Annotated in this window: 18 protein-coding genes and 1 riboswitch; of the genes, 11 read left to right on the top strand and 7 right to left on the bottom strand. The window is 71.9% G+C overall.

Translation table 11 applies throughout. The annotated features are described in order from the left end of the window. Nucleotides 1-24: 24 nt before the first annotated feature. Complete coding sequence (locus O7608_RS14385; RefSeq protein ID WP_282228514.1) at nt 25-516, bottom strand: DUF3145 domain-containing protein; 492 nt, start codon at nt 514-516, stop codon at nt 25-27. A gap of 389 nt (nt 517-905) precedes the next feature. On the opposite strand from O7608_RS14385, the gene O7608_RS14380 reads away from it, so the two are divergent. Further along, complete coding sequence (locus tag O7608_RS14380) at nt 906-1,235, top strand: hypothetical protein (protein WP_289210451.1); 330 nt, start codon at nt 906-908, stop codon at nt 1,233-1,235. A 131-nt stretch (nt 1,236-1,366) separates the two neighbouring features. Here the strand turns inward: O7608_RS14380 and O7608_RS14375 are convergent, their stop codons facing one another. After that, nucleotides 1,367-2,050: a carbonic anhydrase gene (locus O7608_RS14375; protein WP_289210450.1), complete on the bottom strand. Its 684-nt coding sequence runs from the start codon at nt 2,048-2,050 to the stop codon at nt 1,367-1,369. Between the two features lie 135 nt (nt 2,051-2,185). Between O7608_RS14375 and O7608_RS14370 the strand changes: the two genes are divergently transcribed. The 5 genes from O7608_RS14370 to O7608_RS14350 all read left to right on the top strand — a co-directional run bounded on the left by O7608_RS14370 (nt 2,186) and on the right by O7608_RS14350 (nt 11,421). Beyond that, a complete protein-coding gene (locus tag O7608_RS14370; protein ID WP_289210449.1) occupies nt 2,186-3,160 on the top strand; it encodes an alpha/beta fold hydrolase in 975 nt (324 codons plus the stop codon). A 131-nt stretch (nt 3,161-3,291) separates the two neighbouring features. Beyond that, the gene (locus O7608_RS14365) at nt 3,292-5,424 is read left to right on the top strand and encodes a HelD family protein (RefSeq protein ID WP_289210448.1); all 2,133 of its coding nucleotides are present in this window, start codon (nt 3,292-3,294) and stop codon (nt 5,422-5,424) included. A 119-nt stretch (nt 5,425-5,543) separates the two neighbouring features. Beyond that, the gene (locus O7608_RS14360) at nt 5,544-6,452 is read left to right on the top strand and encodes a cation diffusion facilitator family transporter (RefSeq protein WP_289210447.1); all 909 of its coding nucleotides are present in this window, start codon (nt 5,544-5,546) and stop codon (nt 6,450-6,452) included. Between the two features lie 168 nt (nt 6,453-6,620). Beyond that, a riboswitch (cyclic di-AMP (ydaO/yuaA leader) is annotated at nt 6,621-6,751 on the top strand. A gap of 6 nt (nt 6,752-6,757) precedes the next feature. Further along, nucleotides 6,758-7,945, top strand: coding sequence for a coiled-coil domain-containing protein (locus O7608_RS14355; RefSeq protein ID WP_421360092.1), 1,188 nt, complete (start codon nt 6,758-6,760; stop codon nt 7,943-7,945). Nucleotides 7,946-8,529: 584 nt separating this feature from the next. Continuing rightward, the gene (locus tag O7608_RS14350) at nt 8,530-11,421 is read left to right on the top strand and encodes a glycosyl hydrolase (protein WP_353850538.1); all 2,892 of its coding nucleotides are present in this window, start codon (nt 8,530-8,532) and stop codon (nt 11,419-11,421) included. Nucleotides 11,422-11,488: 67 nt separating this feature from the next. Here the strand turns inward: O7608_RS14350 and O7608_RS14345 are convergent, their stop codons facing one another. Next, nucleotides 11,489-12,361 carry a serine/threonine-protein kinase gene (locus O7608_RS14345; RefSeq protein WP_289210445.1) on the bottom strand — a complete coding sequence of 291 codons (873 nt, stop codon included), beginning with the start codon at nt 12,359-12,361 and terminating at the stop codon, nt 11,489-11,491. A 160-nt stretch (nt 12,362-12,521) separates the two neighbouring features. Beyond that, nucleotides 12,522-12,881 carry an STAS domain-containing protein gene (locus O7608_RS14340; RefSeq protein WP_289210444.1) on the bottom strand — a complete coding sequence of 120 codons (360 nt, stop codon included), beginning with the start codon at nt 12,879-12,881 and terminating at the stop codon, nt 12,522-12,524. A gap of 490 nt (nt 12,882-13,371) precedes the next feature. Between O7608_RS14340 and O7608_RS14335 the strand changes: the two genes are divergently transcribed. The 3 genes from O7608_RS14335 (at nt 13,372) to O7608_RS14325 (ending at nt 14,929) form a co-directional block, all read left to right on the top strand. Continuing rightward, the gene (locus O7608_RS14335; RefSeq protein WP_289210443.1) at nt 13,372-13,770 is read left to right on the top strand and encodes a hypothetical protein; all 399 of its coding nucleotides are present in this window, start codon (nt 13,372-13,374) and stop codon (nt 13,768-13,770) included. Between the two features lie 125 nt (nt 13,771-13,895). Beyond that, entirely contained in the window at nt 13,896-14,327 is a 432-nt protein-coding gene (locus O7608_RS14330) for a hypothetical protein (RefSeq protein WP_289210442.1), read from the top strand. 185 nt (nt 14,328-14,512) lie between these two features. Next, the gene (locus tag O7608_RS14325; protein ID WP_289210441.1) at nt 14,513-14,929 is read left to right on the top strand and encodes a hypothetical protein; all 417 of its coding nucleotides are present in this window, start codon (nt 14,513-14,515) and stop codon (nt 14,927-14,929) included. Nucleotides 14,930-15,142: 213 nt separating this feature from the next. Here the strand turns inward: O7608_RS14325 and O7608_RS14320 are convergent, their stop codons facing one another. From O7608_RS14320 to O7608_RS14310, 3 genes are all read right to left on the bottom strand, one after another. Beyond that, nucleotides 15,143-16,489 (bottom strand): hypothetical protein, encoded by a 1,347-nt coding sequence (locus O7608_RS14320; RefSeq protein WP_289210440.1) that lies wholly within the window; start codon nt 16,487-16,489, stop codon nt 15,143-15,145. Between the two features lie 658 nt (nt 16,490-17,147). Beyond that, nucleotides 17,148-17,837 (bottom strand): S1 family peptidase, encoded by a 690-nt coding sequence (locus tag O7608_RS14315; RefSeq protein WP_421361513.1) that lies wholly within the window; start codon nt 17,835-17,837, stop codon nt 17,148-17,150. Between the two features lie 271 nt (nt 17,838-18,108). Next, complete coding sequence (locus O7608_RS14310; protein WP_289210438.1) at nt 18,109-19,191, bottom strand: response regulator transcription factor; 1,083 nt, start codon at nt 19,189-19,191, stop codon at nt 18,109-18,111. A 70-nt stretch (nt 19,192-19,261) separates the two neighbouring features. Here O7608_RS14310 and O7608_RS14305 point away from each other — a divergent pair, with 70 nt between their 5' ends. Beyond that, complete coding sequence (locus tag O7608_RS14305; RefSeq protein WP_289210437.1) at nt 19,262-21,796, top strand: VWD domain-containing protein; 2,535 nt, start codon at nt 19,262-19,264, stop codon at nt 21,794-21,796. Between the two features lie 32 nt (nt 21,797-21,828). After that, nucleotides 21,829-22,419: a hypothetical protein gene (locus tag O7608_RS14300; protein WP_289210436.1), complete on the top strand. Its 591-nt coding sequence runs from the start codon at nt 21,829-21,831 to the stop codon at nt 22,417-22,419. Nucleotides 22,420-22,444 lie beyond the last annotated feature (25 nt).

Here is a 22,444-nt window from a genome sequence, read left to right as displayed (position 1 = left end):
CAGGTGGCCCGGCAGCCTCCGTCCTCACCCCACCCGGGTGAGCAACGTCACCGGCGCCCCCTCGCCGGCGTGCCGGTACGGCTCAAGCTCGGTGTCCCAGGCGGTTCCCAGTGCCTTGTCCAACGCGTGGGCGACCGCTTCCGGTGCCGGGGAGGCGGCCATGATCGCCCGGATCCGGTCCTCGCCGAGCTGGATGTCGCCGGCCGCGCCGGTGGTCGCCCGGAACAGCCCTCGTCCGGGCACGTACATGAACCGCTCTCCGTCGGCACCCGGGCTGGGTTCCTCGGTCACCTCGAACCGGATCATCGGCCACTGGCGGAGGGCAGCAGCCAGCTCGGCCCCGGTCCCGGCACGGCCGGACCAGCCGCATTCGGCGCGCCGCCCGTTCGGGTCGAGCGGTTGCGCCGTCCACTGCAAGTTGACCGGCGCGACGAGGACGCGCGATATCGCCCATTCGACGTGTGGGCACACGGCGAGCGGGGTCGAGTGGACGTATACGACGCCACGCGTTGGCACGGTGACCTCCCGGAGAGCGAGGTGCGTCTTCCCCTACGACCTCGGCCACCGAGTGGTGTGACCCATGATGACTGCTGTGACGGGTGGTGCGCCAGTGAATCGACGAACTCGTCGCCGACATTTGTCGCGCCGGTCATCCCGGCGACCCGCCAGGCTCTCGGACAGGCGGGGAATGGCCGGCACCGGGGCGTCGTTGTCCCTGCTGGCCGGCCAGGCCAGCAACGGCCCCCGGTCGACCGTCCGGTAAGATGGACCTGGCGTCTGTCGGCGTGCCGGGCTTCTGTTCGCATCCGCACCAGGCAGTCCGCTCCAGATCGAGCAGTTTGCACCAAGATCAGGCAGTTCGGCTCAATTGTCCGTATCCGTCAGTCCTACAAGGGAGTCCCCCCGTGGCGAGCAACACCTCCAAGACCGCGCGCGCGTCAGTCCGCGCCGGCCAGGCCGGTCAGGGTGGTGCCCTGAGCGTCCTCGGCGAGTTCAAGTACCTGATCCCGCTCAACAGCGGCAAGCACGCCTACGTACGTAACCTGACGACGGGCAAGACCGCCCACCTGCGTACCGACTCGGCGGCCTTCGTCGAGGAGATCCGGTCGCTGGCCGGTGCCGGGCACGCCGCGAAGATCCGCGCCGAGCTCAACGCGCTGGCCAGCACCCACCCGGAGCACGGCTGGGAGCTGACCGAGAAGCGGCTCGTCGAGGCCGGGGTCTTCGAGGCCTGACGTGCCCGCCCCGGGCCACCGCGCCCGGGCGGACGAACTGACGACGGCCCCGCCGGGATGTTTCCCGGCGGGGCCGTCGCGTATCTGCTGCCGTCCCGACTCTGCTGCCGTCCCGACGACGAGCGCCGCCCTCAGTCGAGGATCTCCACCTGTCCGTTGCCCAGGTCGTAGACGCCGCCAGCCACGTCGATCCGCCCGGCGGCCAGGGCCGCCGCGAGCGCCGGCACCTCCCGCAACGCCCGTACGGTCCGCTGCACGTGGGCCCGGACCGCGAGCGGTTGCACGTTCGGATCGTCCAGGCCGACCTGGGCCACCGCCGGGGCGATCTGCTCGACCAGGTAGCCGACGCTGCCGGACGGTCGGGTGCCCGAGCGTTCGGCAGCGATCGTCGAGGCCACCGCGCCACAGCGTTCGTGTCCGAGGACGACCACCAGCGGCACGCCGAGCGCACCGACCGCGAACTCGATCGAGCCGATGATCGCCTGATCCAGCACCTGGGCACCGGACCGGCCGACACAGATCGAGCCGAAGGTCTGGTCGAAGATCGCCTCCAACGGCACCCGCGAGTCGATGCAGCCCAGCACGAAGGCGATCGGATGCTGCTCGCCGAGCGCGGCGCTGGCCGCGGCGGCGGAGATGTCGTGGCCGTGCCGGGGCTGCCCGGTGACGAACCGCCGGTTCCCGGCGAGCAGTTCGGCCAGTGCCTCGGCCGGTCCGGGGTGATCCGGCGGCGGTGGGCCGTTCGGGCGCGGTGTCCGCGACTGCGGCGGCTGAGGTGGCGGTGGCGGTGGCGGTGGCGGTGGCGGTGGCGACATGGTTGCAGCCTGGCGTGCTACCGGCCGGTCGGGAAGGATGTTGCGAATCTTCTCACGGTGGCGGTTCGGCACCGGGCCCGCCGGGGTACGTCGGTCGATGCGGTACGCAGGCACGGACGACCGGCGGAGGTGGGTGTGACCGACGTTGACAGACGGCGGGAGGTCGCCGTACGGCTGCCGGACGCGGCGGTGCTGCACGGCGAGGTCTCCGGTCCGGCGGACGCCGCGCTGACGGTGGTCCTGCTGCACGGCTGGACCCTCGACCTGCACACCTGGCACCGGCAGGCGGCCGCGCTGGCCGGGCACCCCGGCGTACGGGTGGTGGCCTACGACGCCCGTGGCCACGGTCGGTCGACGTCCACCTGTCTGGCCACGATGACCCTGGAACGCCTCGGTGACGACCTGGCCGAGGTGGTCCGCCAGGTCGGTGGCACCGGCCCGGTGGTCCTGGCCGGGCACTCGATGGGCGGCATGGCGATCATGGAGTACGCGCACCGGCACCCGCAGGAGTTCGCCGACCGGGTGGCCGGGCTGGTGTTCGTGGCCACCACCGCGCAGGGACACACCCACACGGTCTACGGACTGGCTCCGCCGGTCGCCCGGCTGGTGCGGATCTGCGAGCTGGCCGGCGCGGGCGTGCTCGCCCGGTGCGGCACCTGGCGACCGCACCAGGACCTGCTGCGTCCGCTGCGTCCGACGCTGCGGTGGCTGCTGTTCGGCGACTCCTGCGATCCGCAGGACCTGGCGCTGACCACGACGGCGGTGAGCCGGGCCACGCTGCGGGCGATCGGCGGCTACCGGACGTCGATCGGCGCCCAGCAGCGGCTGTCCACCCTGGCGGCGATCGGCGACCTGCCGGCGGCGGTGCTGGTCGGCGACCGCGACCGGTTGACCCCTCCGGTCTGTGCCGAGTCCATCGCCGAGGCGCTGACCGACACCGATCTGACAGTGTGCCCCGGCGGCGGACACATGTTGATGATGGAACGGCCGGACGAGATCACCGCGGCCGTACGGGGCGTCCTCGACCGGGTCGGCGTCGGGAGCGGGTCGACGCGGGCCGACGAGCCGGCCGGTGCCCTACACGGCACCGAGGTGGCGCGCGGACGGTAACGTCGTAAGGCTGCCGGGGTCGGCCGGACGTCACGGGGAGCACCCGTGCCCGCCGCGTCCCGCAGTCGTGACCGTACCGCTGACGGTCCGCCGGACACCGGACGGACCGCCCCCGTTCAGGAGCCACTGCGTTGACCGACGCCACCACGCTGGACCAGGAGATCGCCGTCGAGCAACGGCACGTCGACCGGGTGTACGCCCGGTTGGCGCAGATGCGCTCCGACGCGGTGCGCGCCGAGCGCGACGGCTACCGGCTGGCCGGCGTCGGCAACGTCGGCGCCCTGGTCGAGCGCGACGCGATGGTGTTCCACGCGGCCCGACGGCGGCACCTGCTCGACGCCGAACACGAAGGACTGGTCTTCGGCCGGCTGGACCTGCGCGAAGGGACCGTGCTGCACGTGGGCCGGCTCGGGATCCGCGGTGAGCGGGCCGAGCCGCTGCTGATCGACTGGCGGGCGCCGGCGGCGGCGGCGTTCTACCGGGCGACCCCGGCCCGCCCACAGGGGGTGGTGCGTCGGCGCACCATCTCGTCCCGGGGGGAACGGGTCACCGGGGTGTCGGACGACCTGCTCGACCCCGGATCGGCACCGGCGGGGATGCGGGTGGTCGGTGACGGGGCACTGCTGGCCACCCTGGCTCGGGCCAAGGGCCGCGGGATGCGCGACATCGTGGCCACCATCCAGCAGGAGCAAGACCAGGCGATCCGGTCACCCGCGTCGGGGGTGACGGTGGTCTCCGGCGGGCCCGGCACCGGCAAGACCGCAGTCGCGCTGCACCGGGCGGCGTACCTGCTGTATGCCGACCGGAGCCGGTTCGCCGGCGGCGGCATCCTGGTGGTCGGGCCGACAGCGGTGTTCGTCGAGTACATCGCCGCCGTCCTGCCCGCGCTCGGGGAGGAGAGCGCCACGTTGCGGTCGTTGGGTTCGCTGGTGCCGCACGTGTCGGCGACCCGGACCGATCCGGCGGCGGTGGCCGTGGTGAAGGGGTCGCTGCGGATGCGGCGGGTGCTGGAGCGGGCGGTCCGCGACGCCGTACCGGACGGGCCGACCGAGCTGCGGCTGCTCTACCGGGGGCAGCTGCTGCGATTGCGCGAGGCCGAACTGAACGGGATCCGGGCGCGGGCGCTGCCCCGGGGTGCCCGCCGCAACGAGGTCCGCCGGGCCGGCATCGACGGACTCTTCGACGCGCTGTGGGCACAGGCCCGCCGGCTCGTGGCGGCGTCCCGGCTGCCGGGTCAGGCCGAGTTCGAAGACGAGCTGTCCGATCGGGACGATTTCCGGGACTTCATCAAGGCCTGGTGGCCACGGCTGCTGCCCCGGCACGTGCTGGCCTGGCTGGCCCGGCCGGAACGGCTGCGCCGCTACGCGCAGGGGATCCTCGAACCGGCGGAGATCAGGTTGCTCGGGGAGTCGTTGCGGGACCTGGCCGAGCAGGGTCCGACGATCGCCGACGTCGCGCTGCTCGACGAGTTGGCCGAGCTGCTCGGTCGACCGCCGCAGCCCAAGCGCCGCCAGCAGGATCCGTTCCGGCTCGCCGGTGGGGTACGAGAGGTGACGACCTTCGTCGACCGGGAACGGGCCGCGCGGGCGGCGGCGCGGGAACGGCCGGTGGACTACCGGGAGTACGCCCACGTGGTGGTCGACGAGGCACAGGACATCTCGCCGATGCAGTGGCGTATGATCGGCCGTCGGGGGCGGCTCGCGTCGTGGACGGTGGTCGGGGATCCGGCGCAGACGGCGTGGACCGGGGATCCCGGCGAGCTGGCTCAGGCCCGCGACCGGGCGTTGGGTCGTCGGCCCCGGCAGGAGTTCCAGTTGACCACCAACTACCGCAACCCGGCGGAGATCTTCGAGCTGGCGGCGGAGGTGATCCGTACCGTCGCCCCGGACGCCGTGCTGCCGACGGCGGTGCGCTCGACCGGGGTGCCGCCGCGCCGCGAGCAGGTCGACGTCGCCGCACTGCCGGCGGCGGTCCGCCGGGCGGCCACCGCGCTGCTCGCCGAGGTGGAGGGGACGGTGGGGGTGATCGCCGCGGTGGCCCGACGCGACGAGGTCGCCGGCTGGCTGGCCACCGAGCTGACCGACCCACGTCTGCAGGTCGTGTCGAGTCTGCAGGCCAAGGGCATGGAGTACGACGGCGTGGTGCTGGTCGCGGGAGCGGAGATCCGTGCCGAGTCGGCAGCGGGCGTACGGACGTTGTACGTGGCGCTGTCCCGGGCGACCCAACGGTTGGTGACCGTCGATCCGGTGCCGGGCGGCGGCTGACGGGCCTGCTCCGGCGGCTCCCGGCGGGGGTGGTGGGCGCCGCCCGGTCATCTGTTGCACATATCGCTATGTGAGCATTAGTCTTCGGTCGGGGCACCGGGCGACGGAAGGTGACCGGGATGGGCGCGGGACACGATCACGGAGCGGGCACCGCCGGGCAGCGACACTACGGGCGGCTGTGGATCGCGTTCGTCCTGCTGGCGGTCTTCATGGTCGTCGAGGCGGTGGCCGCGCTGCTCACCGGCTCCCTGGCGCTGCTCTCCGACGCCGGGCACATGTTCACCGACGTTCTCGGCATCGGCATGGCGCTGGCCGCGATCGCCGCCGGCCGTCGCGCGTCCGACGATCCGCAGCGCACCTTCGGCCTCTACCGGCTCGAGGTGCTCGCCGCCCTGGCGAACGCGGCGCTACTCGCCGGGGTCGCCGGCTACGTCATGGTCGAGGCGGTCCGCCGGTTCGCCGACCCGGAGCCGGTGCCCGCCGGCCCGATGCTGGCGGTGGCGGTGGCGGGCCTGGTCGCCAACCTGGTCGCGTTCGGGCTGCTGCGCGCCGGCGCCAAGGAGAGCCTCAACGTCCGGGGCGCCTATCTGGAGGTGCTCGGCGATCTGCTCGGCTCGGTCGGGGTGATCGTGGCGGCCCTGGTGATCGCCACCACCGGCTGGTGGTACGCCGACCCGGTGGTCGCCGTCGCCGTCGGGGCGCTGATCCTGCCCCGGACCTGGCGGCTGGCCCGCTCCGCGGTGCGGGTGCTGGTCCAGGCCGCGCCGGAGCACGTCGACGTGCCCCGGGTCAGGGCCCGCCTGGCCGCCGTGCCGGGCGTGTGCGACGTGCACGACCTGCACGTGTGGACCCTCACCCAGGGGATGGAGGTGGTCTCGGCGCATCTGGCCACCGTGGCCGGCGCCGAGGTCGGCGGGGTGCTGCGCGACGCCCGGCGGGCCCTGCACGAAGAGTTCGGAATCGATCACGCAACGCTGCAAGTCGAGCCATTGTCGCCTGCGGACCCCTGCGGACCGACGGACTGGTGATTAGCGGACGCTTAAGTTTCGTGACCTTCCCGCGACGCAAACAACGGCGATGTACCTTTATTTCCGATTTATCTAGACATAATATGTTCATCGATCTCGCGACAGATGGCGACCGGACCGGTAGCCTCGGCCTCGGTCTTCGTCCGGGCGGCGCCCCTCCGGCGCCCGCGAAGGCCGTCGCCTAATCGCCTGTACGGCGAGCCGGGGAACCACGTTCCTGGGGTGCATCCGCGTCAGCGGTAGGGATCTTCCGTCCCGAACCCGTCAGCTAACCCGGTCGGCGGCTGACGGAAGGAACCTGCACGGTGACGTACCCGCTCCCCGAACGACCCCGGCGCGCGACGCCGGGGCGGAAGAACCGCTTTGCCCGCCTGGTGCCGCTGGCCGCGATCCTGATCGCCGTCACCGGAGCGCCGGTCGGTGCCCCGGTGCCGGCCGGTGCCGCGCTACCCGCCTACGCTCCCGCCGGCTCCGACGACGAAGGCGGCACCCCGAGTCTGCGCAAGGAGCTCGACGCGGCCTCGCGCGGCTGGATCGACGCCAAGGCCGCGCTCGACAACTCCGGCAAGCGGCAGAAGCAGCTCACCGCACGGCTGGCCGAGGTCGAGACCGAACTCGAGGTCCGCAACACCAACGTCGGTCAGCTCGTCGACCGTGCGTACCGCAACGGCCGGCTCGGTCCGGTCTCTGCGCTGCTGAACAGCACCTCGCCGGAAGGCTTCCTCGACCGCGCCGCCGCGTTGAGCGCGGTGACCGCCAACGAGGAGAAGCAGCTGCGCGAGCTGTACCGCACCCGCGACCAGGTGACCCGGTCGAAGGCGGCCATCGAGAACGAGATCCGCGAGCAGCGCAAGCAGCTGACCATCATGGATCAGCGCAAGAAGCAGGCCGAACGGGCCCTCGCGGTGGCCGTCGCCGCTGAGGAGCAGGCCCGTGAGCAGGCCGAACGCGAAGCGGCGAACAGCTCCGGATCCGGATCGTCGGGCTCCGGATCGTCGGGCTCCGGATCGTCGGGCTCCGGATCGTCGGGCTCCGGGTCGTCGGGCTCCGGGTCGGCCAGCGCGTCGGCGACGCCGGCACCTCGCAACGCGAACGGCTCCTGGCCGAGCGAGTCCTGCAACGTCGACGACCCGACCACCTCCGGCTGCATCACCCCGCGTACGTTGCACGCGCTCAACCAGGCCAAGGCCGCCGGCTTCACCCGCTATGTCTCCTGCTTCCGCAACGGCGGCTCGGGTGAGCACCCGAAGGGCCGGGCGTGCGACTTCGCCGCCCAGCCCAACGGCTTCGGCGGGGTCGCCAGCGGCGGGGACAAGACCTACGGCGACAACCTGGCCAACTACTACATCGCCAACGCCGACCGGCTCGGCGTGCTCTACGTGATCTGGTTCAAGCGGATCTGGCTGCCCAGCAGTGGCTGGAAGGCGTACAGCGGTGCCGGCGGCGACCCGTCGAGCGACCACACCAACCACGTTCACCTGTCCGTGTACTGATTCCTCCCCCGAACGACGGCGGTCACCGAACGGTGGCCGCCGTCGTCGTGTCCCGGCCCGCGCGATGCGCCGGCTCGGCCCGGCCGACCTGCCGACTCAGCCCGCGCGATGCGCCGACTCGATCCGCGACCCAATGGTCGGCAAATGGCATCGGCGGTATGCGGGCACAACGAATGGACTGATAACGAATGGACTGATTGCGAAAAGCGCCGACGCCGACCGGCGTTCCGGCCGGCAACGACACCGGACAATCAGTGAGAGCGCTCTTTCAGCTCACCGTCACCCCGACCCTACCCCGTGTTGTCGGAGCCAAGGAGGCTGTGAGAGCGCTCTCACGAAGGTAACGAGCAACCCGTGCGGCTGTCAACCGGAACAGCCGACGCCTACCTGATTCACGAAAGTTCATGTCCGGATATTGACAGCAGGGCCAGGTCTCTGGTGACCTCCTGGCAATAACTCATTAATGGGCGTGAAACAGTTTGTGATCTTGGACTACGCCCGATCTGACCGGAGGCACCATGACACTGTCGATCCGAGGCGGGCGCCGAAGCCGCACGCCGCGCCGGATCCTGGCAGCCACCACCGTGACGGCGCTGGCAGCCGCCGGACTGAACTTCGGCGTGCTGCGCACCGCCGACGCCGCCACCGTCGGCGCCGGCAGCTACACCACCACCCGCCCGGCCGGTGCCGCCGCCCCGACCGCCTGCGGCAACATCTCCGCCAACCCCCGGCAGTACGTGACCGGCAACGCGCCTACCGGTGCGGTACCCACCAACGACTGGTGGTCGTCGCTGCTGTTCAAGCGCTACAACTGCGCGTACTCCGATCCGCTGCACGCCCACCCGATGTCGTTCCAGCCGGCCTCCGGTGGGCTCGGGGTCTCGTACACCACCGAGGCGGCGATCTCCGGCACGTCGACCGGCGTCGGCGAGTACCACTACCCGTACACCCGGGAGTTCACCCTCGGCGTCGCCGGACTCAACGCCCCGGACGTCAAGGTCGACGGCTGGACCGACTGGACCGTCAGTCCGTACTGGTCCGACGGCACCCGCACCCTGCGCACCACCGTCGGCCACGGCCTGCCGTTCGTGTACGCCCAGGTCACCGGCGGAAACGCACAACTGTCGTTCCCCGGCACACCGACGGTCTGGCACCACAGCGGCACCCGCGTCGGATTCTTGATGCGCGGCCACGACTACGTCGCCTACGCCCCCAGCGGCGCGACCTGGACCGTCTCCGGGACCACGATCAGCTCCACCCTGGCCGGCCGTGGCTACTTCTCGGTGGCGCTGCTGCCCACCTCGACCGGCACCAGCGCCGCCCGGCGCACCGCGCTGATGGACAGCTACGGCCAGTACGCCCACGCCCACGTCACCGGCACCCGGGTCAGCTGGAGCTACGACCAGGCCAGCAGCACGGTCGACGCCACCTACAGCTTCACCACCACGGCCCGTGAGGGCTCCGCCACCGGCACGGTCGTCTCGCTCTACCCGCACCAGTGGAAGCACCTCGACGGCGGCAGCCCGATCGCGGAGACCTACGTGTCGGCCCGGGGCCCGATGCGCAACCTGGTCGGCGCGACGTCGTTCCGGACCGCGATGCGCTTCCACGGCGTACTGCCGGAGGTGCCGGCGGTGGCCACCAGCACCGGCGCCGACCTCGCGACCCTCACCGCCCACCTCGACCAGGCCGCCTCCGGAGACCCGTTCGCCGGGTTCAACAACGACACCTACTGGACCGGCAAGGCGCTCGGCCGGGCCGCCCGCCTGGCCGAGATCGCCGACCAGCTCGGCCGGACCGCGCAACGCGACCACCTGCTCGCCGCGATCCGGACCCGGCTGACCGACTGGTTCACCGCCAGCCCCGGCAAGGCCGAGCGGGTGTTCTTCTACGACCAGGCGTGGGGCACCCTGGTCGGCTACCCCGCCTCGTACGGCTCCGACACCGACCTCAACGACCACCACTTCCACTACGGCTACTACATCGCCGCCGCCGCGACGCTGGCCAAGTTCGACCCGACATGGGCGTCGACCAGCCAGTACGGCGGCATGGTCAACCTGCTGATTCGCGACGCGAACAGCTGGGACCGCAACGACCCGATGTTCCCGTTCCTGCGTGACTTCGACATCTACGCCGGGCACGACTGGGCGGCCGGGCACGGCGCGTTCTTCGCCGGCAACAACCAGGAATCCTCGTCGGAGGGGATGAACTTCGCCAACGCCCTGATCCAGTGGGGTCTGGCCACCGGCAACACCGCGATCCGCGACGCCGGGCTGTACATCTACACCACCCAGTCGGCGGCCATCCAGGAGTACTGGTTCGACTCCTCGGACACCAACTTCCCGGCCAACTTCGGGCACCGGTCGGTCGGCATGGTCTGGGGCGACGGTGGTGCGTACGCCACCTGGTTCAGCGCCGAACCGGAGATGATTCAGGGCATCAACATGCTGCCGATCACCGGTGGCTCGCTCTACCTCGGCTACCGGCCGGACTACATCGCCACCAACTGGAACGCGCTGGTCAGCAACAACGGGGGTCCGCCGACGGTCTGGCAGGACATCCTCTGGTCGTTCCAGGCGCTCGGCAACGCTGACGCCGCCCTGACCAGCCTGCGGGCCAACCCCAACTACCCGGTCGAGGAGGGCGAAAGCCGGGCGCACACGTTCCACTGGGTGCGCAACCTGGCCGCGTTGGGCCGCGTCGACACCGGCGTCACCGCGAACACCCCGCTGTACGCGGTGTTCAACCGCAACGGTGCCCGCACCTACGTCGCGAGCAACATCACCGCCGCACCGGTCACGGTCACCTTCTCCGACGGCACCCGACTGACCGTGCCGGCCGGGCGGACCGCCACCAGCGGGGCGCACACCTGGAGCGGCGGCAACGCCACCGGTGCCCCGGCCACCCCGAACCCGTCGCCGAGCCTGTCCCCCACCCCACCGGCCTCGCCCACGCCGGGTCCGACCACCCCGCCGGTCACCTCGGACCTGTTCCACCTGCGGTCCGCCGGGGTGCTGAGCAACACCGCCGGGACGGCCGCGACGACGGTGACGGTGCCGTCGGCGGGCGGAGCGAACCACGACGGTACGCCGCACAACCCGGTCACCTTCCGGGCCTGCGGGTTGACCGGTGCGTACCGGTCGGCCGGCACCACGTTCGCCCTGCAGGTGGACGCGGGCACCGCGGTCGGCGCGGGTATCCAGGCCCGGGTGTCGTACGACTTCACCGGCTCAGGCGCCTACAGCCGTACGGAGACCTACCACTACTTCGCCACCGACCCGGTGCCCGGCACCGAGACGTACCGCAACAGCGCCGGCCTGCGGTCGGCCTCGGGTGACTTCCGGGCGATGAGCAACGGCTGCGTCCGACTGGAGTTGTGGAACGCGATCGGCAACGCCGCGACGACGGTACGGGTGGATGCCGCCACGGCGGCCGCCGGTCAGTCGACCGTACGGGTGCCGTTCCAGCTCGGCTGAGCGGACCCATGAGATGCCGCTGCCCCGGGCGGACCACCGCCCGGGGCAGCGACCCGCCGGGAGTGTGTCAGTGGGAGGACCTGCCGGCCAGCACGGACTCGACGGCCGGGCGGTCCAGCAGCTCCCACAGCGCGAAGGCCGCTTCGCTGCTGCTCGGTCTGGTGTCAGCCCGTTTGGCCATCAACGCCCGACACAGTTCTGCGACGGCGCGCGGCATCCCGGTGACGTTCAGTACGGGGGTCGGGGCCAATGCACTGAACCGTACGTCGGCCGCCGACCGGCCCGGGCGGGCCGCCGGGTAGGGCGAGCTGCCGGTGACCATCTGGTAGAGCAGCACGCCCAGCGCGTACACGTCGTCGCTCGGCCGGCCGGGTCCGCCGACCGGGTGCACGGGCAGGTCGGGCCGACGCGGTCCGGAGGTCCACCCGGTACGGTGGCCCGGACCACGCGCTGGCCGGTCCGCGACCGTTGCCAGCCCGAAGTCGATGATCTTCGCCCCGGCATCCGTCAGCATCACGTTGCTGGGGGTGAGATCGCGGTGTACCACGCCCCGACGGTGCGCCACGGCCAGCACGTCGGCGGCGGTGGCGGCGATCCGCACGGCATCGGACCACGGCATCGGGCCGTCGCGCAGGCGGGCGGTCAGCACCCAGCCGGTGAGCAGTTCCATCGCGACGTACGAGGCGGTGCCGCCACCACCGAGCGGCATCTCGCCGACGTCGTACACCCGGGGCACGCTCGGGTGCCGCAACCGGTCGGCGATCATTGCCTCCCGGCGGATGTCGGCGTGGGCACGACGATCGCCCCGGACAGCCGGGGCCAGCAGCTTGACGGCGATGGGACGGGCGTTCTCGATGTCGATCGCGCGGTAGACGACCGAGACACCGCCGCGTCCGATCGGATAAAGCAGGACATAGCGCCGGAGAATAGTGGTACCCACCCGCAACCATGTCACGAGCGACTATTTTCCAGCAAGATCGATAACCCGACAAGCATTGCGGTCGAGTGTTAACCGGGCGCTAACGTGGCCGGCTGCAGGCCGGGTCGCGGAAGCAGGTTGCAGCCGCCTTTTGTGCCGACGGCCGGCGTGTCCTCGGACGTCAGCGCAGTGGCACCTCGCGCTCGGCCGCGTCACCGACGTACGGCTCGGGAGCGCCGAAGAGCCCGAGCAGGCCGGTCACCCACAGCTGCCGGTGCACGAACCGGCTCGGCTCGGTGACCACGAGCTTGATGCCGCTGACCTCGGCGGCCTGGAAGCCGGCGACCATGGCGCTGATGCCGACCGAGTCGATGAAGGTCACCAGACGCATGTTGAGCTGAATCCGGCTGGGCCGGCCCTTGGTCAACACGGCCTGGACCGCCTCGCGCACCTCGTGTGCCGTATCTACGTCGATCTCACCTTGCGGCGCGATCTCCACAATTCCACCGGGCAGGGTCGATGTCACAACCGACAGGCTCACGCGAGCACCTCCACTCGCCCACCAGGGCGTCTCGTCAGTACGCGGGCCGGGACCGAGCGTATTCCCCAGCGCGGGTCGCCGCCAGCCTTCGGCCGGCCGGATCCGCATCCGACGGGCATAACAACCACACACAGCATGACATTCCGCATCATAGCGCCCGACACAGTGAGCTATGCAACGCGTACCGCCTGCAGGCATCTCCTGGCCCCCGCCGCCCGCCAGCCCGACAGGAATCCCAGGTCAGGAAGCCCGGGTAGCGACACATCGCCGGGTGGTGACGCATGACCGACTGTCGCCTCTACCTTAGCCGCCCGGTACGACAGCCAACGGCTGCGACCGACCGGGGCGGCCGGCGGTCGGTGATCCGACCGACGAACGCCGCACGCCCGGCACGTTTGCCCAGGCTGGCCGCTGGGCACGAGAAGACATCGCAGCGCGCCGCGCCGGTCCGGCACCGTCCGGTCGTCACGGCGCTGAAGGAGGTAGCAGCATGTTCGCGACCCACCTGATGGAGCGCCGCCGCAAGCCGCAACGGATGACCGACCAGGCATGGGCTCAACTGGTCTCGGCGGTCGGCTCCGCCGGAGACGCCGCCCGGCTGGCCGGTCGGCGCACCTCACATCTGGCCAACGGTGCCGGCCACCGGATGGGGCCGGCCACCGAGGAGGCCCGGCACCGGGCGATGGCCGCCGTCGACGCGCTCGCCGGTCGTCGACGTCCACCGACGCCCTGGGCGTGGATCGCCGGCGCGGCCGCAGCCGGCGTTGCCCTCGGCTGGCTCGCCGGGGCAATGACCCGATCGGTGATGCGTCCCCGCGACGGCCTCGGCGACGACACCCGGATCGAGTTCGTCGACGTGGACGAACCAACCGGCACACTGCGACGCTGAACGCGCCACGCACGGTCGCACGGTCGCACGGGTGGTACCGAGGTCGGTGCCACCCGTACCGCCGTCTGCGCCGACCACACCGGCACCGGCCGACAGGTCGACCCGGCGGCACGTAAGGTGACCAGGTGGGACAGGACGAGCAGGACTGGGCACGGCAGCGGCAGCAGGCCATCGCCGCCCACGCCGCCGACCAGCACCAGCGCGGCACCGCCGAACAACGACAGGCCGCCGCCCAGGTCGCCGACTTCGTGGCCGCCGCCCGGGACCGGGGCCTGACACCGCAGCCGCTGACCGCCCGACCACACCGCGGCTGGGGACGCTACCGGACCGGACTGTCCGGCTGGTACCTCAAGTCCGACCGGTCGCTGGCCGTCGGCACCGACGGCAATCTCTACCTGCTGGCGGTCCCGGCGAGCCTGCGGGCACGGCTCACCGGAGTCCGGATCGCGCCGATGCGCCCCCGTCTGGTGATCGGGGCCGGCGGGCGCGACGGTGAGTCGATCCCCCTCGCGGTCCTGCTCGAGCGACGTCTCGGCGCACCCGACCAGCAGCCCTGACGCCCGAGACCGGGCCGGCCTCTCCCCGTTGTCCTCGATTGGACATCACGGCCGTCGATTACTCTCCGAGTTTTCGCATACACTTTGAGTTACGTCGCTATCTGATGGGGCCCCACGGGACGACGGTCCATCACCCCCGGCGCGTCACGACCACGCCAAGACGCGCCGTACCCGGAGGAGGCACCATGTCCGAGTCCATCAGCGCGGAACAGGGCACCGCCGTCACCGAACAACCACCGACCACCAAGACCGACCGCGAGCGCGCCAGCATCGCGCTCGTCCCCGCCACCGGCGCCGGCATGCCACCGACGGCGCAGACCTTCTTCGCCGTCGTCAACGCCAGCGGCGGCCTGGTCCGCGGGTTCGGGGTGGTCTCCGCCACTCGCCTGGCCGCTGGCACGTACCAGGTGGTCTTCAGCCACGACCTGACAGGTTCGGCCTACATCGGCACGATCGGCCTGCCCGGCAGTTCCGGCGCGTCCGCTCCGGGTGAGATCACCGTCGTCGGCCGGGCCGGCATCCCGAACGGGGTGTTCGTCCAGACCTTCACCAGTGCCGGCGTGCTCGCCGACCGTTCCTTCCATCTGGCGGTCGTGTCCTGACCCGGGCCCAGCCCGCCCCGCCCGGCCGTGCAGCGGTCCGACGGACCCCGGGGGCCGGTACGCCCGCAGCCGCAACGACGCGGTTCGTAGCCCCCGAGGCGGCGCGTGCCGGCCCCCGGCCCCGAACAGGGTCGACAACGCCGTGACGGGCGTGGACTCCGCGGAGTCCACGCCCGTCACGGGCGGGGGATCGATGCTCTCAGTAGCGGGTGATCAGTTCACCACGATCCGGACCGAGTCGAAGGCCGGGGTCTGGTTGGCCCGCTCCGACATCGGCACCCGGTGCGAGCCGTCGCCGGCCCAGACCGAGCACTGCACGGTACCGGCCTGCGGCATGCCCGAGACCTGGATCGTCACCTGGTCGGGCTGAGCGCCGCCGCCGCCGTCCTCGGTCGCCACGAAGAACTCCGGAACCGGGGCCGGGTCCGGCGCGACGTCGGTGGACTGCAGCAGACGGCAGGCCGTGTGGAAGTGGCCTCGGGTCAGGCCCTGCTCGTTGAGCAGCGAGCTCTCGATGTAGTAGCCGCCCTGACCGGCCGGCAGGAAGCGGTCCCGGATCAGGTTGCGGGTGCTGACCCGGATGGTGAACGGCTCGTTGACGTTGACTTCCTGCGGGAACTCGGTGATCAGCAGCGACGGGTTGTTACCGGCCGAGCCGACCTCACCCATCTCGGTGTCGACGCAGCGGTTACCGATCTGGAAGCCGTCGTGGTCGTCCAGGTTGCTGTTCTCACAGCTGTTGGCCAGAATCTCCAGGCCGTTGTTGCCGCCGTCGTTGTTGCCGTTGTCGCCGCCGTCGTTGTTGCCGTTGTCGCCGTCGTTGTTGCCGTTGTCGCCGCCGTCGTTGTTGCCGTTGTCGCCGTCGTTGTTGCCGTTGTCGCCGCCGTCGTTGTTGCCGTTGTCGCCGCCGCCGTCGTTGCCCCCGTTGTTGTCGCCGCCGTTACCCGGACGGTTGACCAGCTGACAGGTGGCCAGCTCCTCGAGGTTGCGCGGACGCGGGGCGACCCGGCCGATCGCGATCGCGATGCGGTCCAGCGTGGCGACCCGCTTGCTGGCCAGCGGGCCAAGGATCGCGTTGTTGATGAAGTTCGGTCCGCCCTGGCCCGCCCTGTTGACCAGATCGGCGTTGGCGTCGTCGATCTGGGTCTGCAGCAGCTGCAGGTTGCGGGTCACCTCGTTGCGGGCCGCAGCCGGGATCTCCGGCAACTGGTCCTCTACCGAGGGACACTCGATGGTGGGCGTGGCGACCACCGTGTTGCCGCTCTCGCACTCCTCGATCGTGGTCTGACCGTCACCCCAGTGGTGACGCACCTCGCGCCCGTTCTCCCGGGTGACTGTCGTGGTGACGCCGCCCTCGGCGGTCGAACCCGGGCTGGGGGCGACGCATTCGCCCGAGGTCCTCAGCTGATCGTTTGCCGAGGACACCTGGGTGACCGCGACGATCCCCGCGAAGACCGTGACCGTGCCGAGAACAGCGATGAGCCGTTTGTTCCGGGAGCTGACGCCGCGCTGGCCTCGGCCACGCGGGGTCGAACTGCGCCGTTGTGCCGACCTGTACATGGGGTTTACCTACTCCTTCTCGTCGAGGGCGGCGCGGTTGACAGGCGTCGTCCGGTGGAGGCAGCCGTACTCTGTCGTGCTGGTCAAACGGGTGCCTTCAACACGCCCACTTCCTATGCCGGAACGAGATCGCACCACGTTTACGCGATCACACGCTAAAAGCGGGTTTCCGGCACTGTCAAGCAACACCAACCCCACGACTGGGTCGACTCACAGTTAGTGGAAAATTGGCGGGCATCCCTCAACCGGCCGACATCATACTTTCGGTCAATGCTGGAGGTTCAACGTCGCACCAGAAAACTTGTTTCCGCAGGTCAGAGCCGCACAGGACCGATCGTCGGCATTCACCCCGTTCGACCGTCCCGAACCAGCATTTCACCCCCCGCGACTGACCGGAGACGCAACGGATACGATGCAGGTCCGCACAGTCGAGCAGTGAGAAAATCCACGCTGGCGACCCTGATTCGCCCGCGCGGAGAGTGCCGACAAGTCGATGTCACCGGTAGCGGCAATCGTCGACGCAGAGTGCAACCGGGCACAACATCCGAACGGCTGAGCCGACCCGGCACGCCAGCGCCGGGCACCGGTACCCCGGCCGCCCACACACAGGTGCGCCGTGCCGGACGGACCGGCACGGCGCACCTGTCGGTGTCGACGGTCAGGCAGGCAGGCCACCCACCTGGGTGTTGATCCAGCTCCGGATCGACGGCAGGTCGCCGTAGATCGACGGAGCGGTGGCGCAGGTCGAGCTGTTGTTGCCGGCCCGGCTGGTCGCGCCGATCAGGTGCCAGCGGCCGGAGACCATCCGCACCTGCGGGCCACCCGAGTCGCCGTAGCAGGCGCCCGCGTTGCCGTTGGTGTTGTTGGTGCAGATCTCGTAGCTCGCGTCGATGCCGAGGCAACGGCTGTCCGCCACGATCGACGTGTCGAGTTCGTGTGCGATCGTCGGCGCCGAGCCGCAGCCGCGCGGCGCGCAGGTCTGACCCCAGCCGATGATCCGGGTCGCGGTGCCGACTGCGCCGGAGGTGGTCGGGATCGGGGCCGGCGCGTAGCTGACCGAGCTGGCCAGCTGCATCAGCTTGACGTCGATGCGCGGGTGGTTGACCGCCCGGATCACTGAGACCACCGTGCCGCCGCTGCTGCGGTTGACGCTACCGACCCGTACCGAACTGGGCGTCGGGCAGTGCCGGGCGGTGACCACCCAGTTCGCCTTGATCAGCGAACCGGTGCAGCCCGAGGTGTAGACCAGGAACGGGTAGTTCTCGGTCGCCGGACGACCGTTGACCACCAGGATGCCGATGTCGTCGGCAGTGCTCGACGGGGGCGCGGCCTGGGCCGTCGCGGGCATCGCCAGGCTCGCGGCGGCGAATCCGGTCGCCAGCAACAGCCGGGACAGGAGCGGGAATACCTTCATCGTGCGGTGTCCTCATCGTCGGGGGGTTCCGCGCCCGCCTTGTGGGCGGCGCGGCGATACGACAGGTGGTGCGCCTGAGCGACAGGCACTTCGGGTACCCGGCACGAACACTATCGACAAAAACAACAACTTCAATATGTACGGGGATACCGGTCCTGCCCTATTACGGCGTGATGAGGCATCCGCCGTCGACCGTCACAACGCCTCACCGCGACGGCGTACCGTCCAGCAGGGACCGCAGCCGGGCGACCGCCGCCGCCCGGTGACGCACCCCGAGCCGGGCGAACACCGCCTCCAGGTGCTTGCGTACCGTCGCCGGGGCGATGCCCAGCTGGCGGGCGATCTGCTCGCCGGTGGCCCCGGCCGCCAACTCGACGGCCACCTGGCACTGCCGCGGAGTCAGACCGACCGCTGCCAGGCGTTGCGGGCCGTCCGGGCGGGGCCGCAGCAGCACCACGTGCGGGCCGACCGCGCTCGGCACCACCACCGCCTCCAGGGTGCCGGCCGGCCCGGTCACCGGCAGCGGCGCGGACCGGGTGGCCGGCGTCGCCGGATCGTATCCGGTGAGCACCGCACGGACCGCCGCCAGCGGCCCGTCCGGCAGCAGCGTGCCGTCGGCGACGTCGAGTCCGTACCGGGCGGCGCTGGGCACCGCGCCCGGTGAACTCGTCGTCACCCGGCCGTCGTCGTCGACCAGCACCACCACCCAGCCCTGCGCGCCAAGCGTGGAGCCGAGCATCGCCGAGTCGGCCCGCAGCTGCACCGCCCGGTAGGCGTGCACCAGGTGCGGGCGCAGCAACGCGAAGATCCGCCGCTCGGCCGGGTCGAAGCCTTCCGCGCCCCGGTTGACGCCGAAGGCGACGAGCACCCCGGGTGGGGCCGGCAGCACCACCGCCAGCTGGCTGCGGATGCCGTTCGGCTGGTAGAACTCCCGGTCCAGGGTGGTGCCGTGGACGGTGCCGAGGCCATCGTCGCCCCACCCGAGCACCCGGGTGTCACCGGTGGTCAACGCATGCCGGACCAGCGGGTTGTCCATCATGTACGCCTCGAACGGAGGCTGGTAGCGGCGGAACCAGCCCGGGCCGGGGTCCGGGTCGATCAACGCGAAGGCCCGGCCGGCGAGCGGGTTCAACTCGTTGTACGACACGCTCAGCGCCGGGATCAGCTCCCGGATCCCGGCGCACGCGGTCCGCGCGTAGCTGTCCAGGTCGGCTGCGCCGATCATCCGGTCGACCAGGTCCAGCAGGATCTCCGCGCCCGGCGCCGGCGACGTCGCGGTGGTGGTCACCAACCGACCGTACGACGGTACGTCAAACGTCGTATTGCCCGGCCACGGCGGGTCCGACCACGCTGGGCAGATGTCAGCAACGGTCACCGGACGCCGTCGGCGACCGCTACGTGGTCCCCGGGCGGGCGGCGTACCGGTGCTCGTCGCCACCCTGGTGCTGGCCGGCTGCGGCTGGTTCGACCGCGACCCGGACCCGCAACCGGCCGCCGACGGCGGCTACAGCGCCCGGCCGGTCACCGATTTCCTGCCCGCCGGGGTGACCGTCGCGCCGGACACCGGGTCGCCGCGACCGGCGGGGACAGCCGGCGGCTACCGGGTACGCGCCTGGGACGGCCTTACCGGACCGTGGGGCGACGGGGTGCCGTGGTCGGGCACCCTGCGGCTGGCGCTACCGGATCCGTCGAGTCGGCCGACCGCGTACCCGGTGACCTCGGCCGGCGGCATGCCACTGCCGCAACCCGCGATCCACGTGCTGGACCTCGACGGCGGCGGCACCGCGAAGGTACTCACCGACCCCGCCGGACGTCGGGTGGGTGCGCTGGTCGCCTCGCCCGGTCGGTACGCCAGCCTGCTCGACCTCGACGGCGACGACACCGTCGACGTCCTGGACGTGATCGTCGTCGACCCGCCGGGGCGGCTGGTGGCCCACACCGCGACCGGCGAGGCCTACCACGACGCGGTGGCCGCCGGCGGCGCCGACTGCACCGGTGCCGGCCCGGCCGGCTGGGACCGGCGGGTGCGGCTGGTGCTCGACTGCTCCGGCGCCCCGGTGCCGGCCACCGCCCGACCGGCGTTCGCGCCGGTCCGGCACCCCCGGGCGGTCGGGAGCCTCCGGACGGCGGGTCATGCCCAGCCGGACCCGGGGGCCGCCGCCGAGATCGTGGTCACCGCGCGGGACGCGGCGTCGGCGGTGACCGACGCCGGCCGGCCGCCGACCGCCGACGACATCGCCGACGCCACCCGGTTCGCCGAGGACCTCGACCGGTACGGCGGGGCCGTCGTCGCCGGGGCGGTGCTCAACGACCTGCTCTCCGACTCGATGCCGTCCTGGCTGCCGGACGTGCTCGCCTGGGTCGGCGACCAGACCGGGTCCGAGGTCGACGCCGCAGCCGCCGGTCGGCTGCTGTCGCGCTCCACCGACGACCTGCTCGAGTTGGCCCGGATCCAGATCCTGCTGCTCGGCGGCGAACCGACCGGAGCCGACGAATCCGACGCCGGTGCCGGCGGCGGCTGCGCGTTGCGAGACGCGCAGACCGGCACCTGCTACGACGGGTCGGACGGGGTCGGCCAGTCCTGGGGCGACCCGCACCTGCGCACCTTCGACGGTCTCGACTACGACTTCCAGGCGGTCGGTGAATTCGTGCTCGCCCGTTTCGCCGACGACGCCGCCGAGGTGCAGGTGCGCTACCGCCCGTACCGGGACTCGGACCGGCTGTCCACGACCGGCGCGGTCGCCGTCCGGCTGCCCGGCGGGGTCGTCCGGATCGACCACCCCGGGACCGGCGTCGACGCGGTCACGGTCACCGTTGCCGACGGGACCACCGGGCCGGGCGAAACGCTCGACCCCGACGGCCGGCGAACCGTCGGCGACCAGCAGGTGGTCCGCACCGGCCGTCTCGTCCAGGTCGGACTCCCGGGCGGCGGACGGGTCTTCGTGACAGCCCGCGCGGCGCTGCTCGACGTCGCCGTCGTACCGGCCGGTCGGCCGGTCACCGGACTGCTCGGTGACGCCGACGGCGACCGGGCCGACGACCTGCGGACCGCCGCCGGGCAGACCCTCGACCCGGCCGCGCCGTCCGCCGCCGACCTCTACGGCGGGTACGCCGACAGTTGGCGGCTCACCGACGCCACGTCGGTGCTGCCGTACCCGGACGGGACCGGCACCGACGACTTCACCGACCGGGCCTTCCCCGCCGGGCCGACGACGCTCGCCGGGCTACCGGCCCGACAGCGGGCGGCGGCGACGGCGCTGTGCCGGCACCGGGGCGTCACCGACCCGGCGCTGCTCGCCGGCTGTGTGCTCGACGTCGCCGGCACCGGCGAGGCGGACTTCGCCGCCGGTGCGGCCGCGGTTCAACGGGTCACCGGGGACTCCGACGACGACCAGGTCCTGGCGGTCGCCGACCGGCGCTACCCGGTGCGCGGCTGGGCGGACGGGGTCGAGCGGGCCGCCGCCGTCGACGCCGGCCTCGTCGGCAAGGACCCGACCGACGCGCTCGGCCCACGCGACGTCCGCAACGTGCAACTCGGCGAAGGCGACACCGAATGCGAGTTCCCGCTGGTGCTGCGCCTGTCGGCGACGCCACTGACCGACGGTCCCGGTGCCGACCTCGGCGTGGTGCAGATCGGCGCGGGCGACGCCCGCTACCAGGTGTGGGTCGCGGCCACCGGCTCCGACCGCTGGCGGTGGGTCGGCACCGGCGACGGTCCGGCCGTGTTCGACCTGGCCGGGGTGCTCGACGCCGACCAGCGGGCCGACCGGGTGCGACTGTGCGACCCGCCGGCCGGCGTCGACGGGCCCCGCCGCGACGACCGGCAGCTCGGGCCGGCGATCGACGCCGTCGCCGCGCTCGGCATCACCGACGCGGTGACGGTGGCCCGGTGAGACGGGGCAGTGCTCAGTCAGGAGGATCTCCAATGTCGAGGATGTCGATGGTGTGGCGGGCCGGCACGGCCACCGGCGTGCTGGTGCTGCTGGTTTCCGGTTGCGGCTCCGGTGATGCCGCCGCCCCATCACCGGCCGGACCCGGTCCGGCCGCGTCGGCCGTCACGGAGGCGTCGGTGGAACCCCGATCGGGTGACGCGCCAGCGGCCGCCGGGCACCTGCCCGACGAGCAGACCCTGTGCGGGGCGGTCGACGAGGCCCCGGTGGTCGACGTGCTCGGCGGGCCGGTCGCGGTACGCGCGTTCAACCCGCCCTCCGGTAGCGCGGTGAACGTCTCCTGCGTCTGGGAGAACGACAGCGGCACCCGCAGCGTGACGATCCGGTTCGGCAGTACGCCGAACTTCCGCGACGCCGTCGACAACGACCTGCTCGCCGAGTACGGCGAGGGAGAGTTCACCGGGCTCGGCGTCGAGGCACACCGTACCGTCTACAAGGGCGTCATCCTGGCCGGCCCGCACGGCTGGGCGGTCGAGGTGGCCGTCGCCGGCACCGTGACCCCGACCGACGGGCAGCTCACCGCGCTGGGCCGGGCCGCGCTCACCGCCGCCGAGACGACCTCCTGACGCCGTCCTGACGCCGTGGCGTGGT

The organism is Solwaraspora sp. WMMA2056, assembly GCF_030345095.1.
In the GTDB taxonomy this organism is placed as follows: Bacteria; Actinomycetota; Actinomycetes; order Mycobacteriales; family Micromonosporaceae; genus Micromonospora_E.
Note: the sequence above shows the minus strand (reverse complement) of the source record. Positions and strands in the feature narration are given on the sequence as shown.